This window comes from Stenotrophomonas sp. HMWF003 (assembly GCF_003061285.1).
Taxonomy (GTDB): Bacteria; Pseudomonadota; Gammaproteobacteria; order Xanthomonadales; family Xanthomonadaceae; genus Stenotrophomonas; species Stenotrophomonas maltophilia_AP.
Genome location: NZ_QAIW01000329.1, coordinates 1 through 2,137, shown reverse-complemented (window position 1 = coordinate 2,137; position 2,137 = coordinate 1). Strand labels below are relative to the sequence as shown.

Genomic DNA, 2,137 nt, shown 5'->3' with positions numbered 1-2,137 from the left:
GTTCGGCCACGGTATGGGTGTCCAACATGGCGATGCCGGCCTGCCGGTACACCGCCACGCCGTTGGCAATGGCGCCATGCAGCCAGGCCGGCTGGTCATCCAGCGGCAGCAGTTCGGCCAGCACCCGCTGCGCCTTGCCCAGCGCGTAGCAGAGCAGGATGGCCGCTTCGCCGCGTGCGGCGCACTCGTGCCGCCATGCCACGATTTCGGCGGCCACCTCGGCGGTGTCCTGCCAGCGGTAGATGGGCAGGGCGAAGGTGGCCTCGGTGATGAACACATCGCAGGGCACCACTTCGAACGGCGCGCAGGTGGGGTCCGGCTGGCGCTTGTAGTCGCCCGAGGCCACCCAGACCTGCTCGCCGTCGTCGATGCGCACCTGCGCCGAGCCCAGCACGTGCCCGGCCGAATGCAGCGATACCTCCACGTTTCCCAACCGGAACGGCCGGCCGTAGTCGTACGCCTGCAGTGGCACATCACCGAGCCGCCAGCGCAGGATCGGCACGCTGCCGGTGGCGCAGTAGTACTGGCCCATGCCACTGCGCGCGTGGTCGCCATGGCCATGGGTGATCACCGCACGCGGCACCGGCCGCCACGGGTCGATATGGAAATCGCCGGCGGGGCAATACAGCCCTTCCGGGCGAAGCACCACCAGATCGTTGTTCGGGCTGCCAAGGCTCATGGCTGCACTGTGCCGCCGCGCTCGTGCAGGAGGTGAGAATCCACCTGAACGGCGCACTGCAACCGGATGCGGCAGAATCGGCTGAACCCCTTGGCCAGGAGGCCGCCGCGATGTCCTCTGCACTGCCCGCATTCGACACCCACGAGGTATTCAACCAGCCGCCGCCGTTCGGTGGCCGCAACCTGTGGGCCGATGATGTGGCCCTGGCCGAGGCGGTGCAGCGCGAAGGTGGCGACGGCTTTGCTGTCGCGCTGGCGCGCTATGGTGGCCTGGCCGGCGATGCGCTGTATGAGTTGGGGTTTGATGCCAACCGCGATAAACCGCGGCTGCGCACGCATGATGCGCAGGGGCATCGCATCGACACGGTCGAGTTCCATCCGGCCTACCACCAGTTGATGGACGCGGCCAAGGTGCACGGCGTGGCCGGCCTGTCCTGGCACGATGGCACGGCCGGTGCACATGTCGCGCGTGCGGCGCTGAGTTACCTGCATCACCAGGCCGATGCAGGCACCAGTTGCCCGCTCACGATGACCCATGCGGCGGTGGCGGTGCTGCGCCAGGACCCGGCGCTGGCCGAGTGGGCCGACAAGGCGGCGGCGCCGCACTACGATCCGCGCGATGTGCCGATCGCCGACAAGGCCGGCATCACGCTGGGCATGGGCATGACCGAGAAGCAGGGCGGCTCGGACGTGCGCAGCAATACCACGCGTGCCGAACCGCAGGCCGACGGCAGTTATCGCCTGGTGGGGCACAAGTGGTTTTTCTCGGCGCCGATGTCCGACGGTTTTCTGGTGCTGGCGCAGGCCCCGGCGGGGTTGAGCTGTTTCCTGATGCCGCGCCGTCTTCCCGACGGCAACCGCAATGCGTTCCGGTTGATGCGGCTGAAGGACAAGCTGGGCGACTGGTCCAACGCGTCCAGCGAGGTGGAGCTGTGTGGCGCCTGGGCCCGCCGGGTGGGCGAGGAGGGGCGAGGGGTGGCCACGATCATCGGCATGGTGATGATGACCCGGCTCGACTGCATGCTGGGTGCGGCGGCGGAGATGCGCATGGCGCTGGCGCAGGCGTTGCACCACACCCGGCACCGCACCAGCTTCGGCAAGCGCTTGTGCGACCACCCGCTGATGGCCAATGTGCTGGCCGATCTGGCGATGGAATCCGAAGCGGCCACCACGTTCGCGATACGCGTGGCCGGTGCGGTCGATCGTGCAGGCCACAGCAGCGCCGACGCGGCATTCGCGCGCATTGCCACGGCGGTGGGCAAGTACTGGGTGTGCAAGCGCGCGGCGGTGTTCGTCAACGAGGCGCAGGAATGCCTGGGCGGCGCGGGGTACGTGGAGGAGTCGATGCTGCCGCGGTTGTACCGGCAGGCGCCGTTGAATTCGATCTGGGAGGGCAGCGGCAACATCCAGTGCCTGGACGTGCTGCGCGCGTTGGCGCGGGAGCCGCAGGTGGCCCCGG

Annotated in this window: 2 protein-coding genes; one reads left to right on the top strand and one right to left on the bottom strand. The window is 68.8% G+C overall.

The genetic code is table 11. The features are described 5' to 3' along the window. A partial coding sequence (locus DBR34_RS13245; protein ID WP_128097136.1) for a DNA ligase-associated DEXH box helicase occupies positions 1 to 679 on the bottom strand: 679 nt, incomplete at its 3' end. A 110-nt stretch (positions 680 to 789) separates the two neighbouring features. Between DBR34_RS13245 and DBR34_RS13240 the strand changes: the two genes are divergently transcribed. Then, on the top strand, positions 790 to 2,137 hold a 1,348-nt coding region (locus tag DBR34_RS13240), incomplete at its 3' end, for an acyl-CoA dehydrogenase family protein (RefSeq protein ID WP_128097135.1).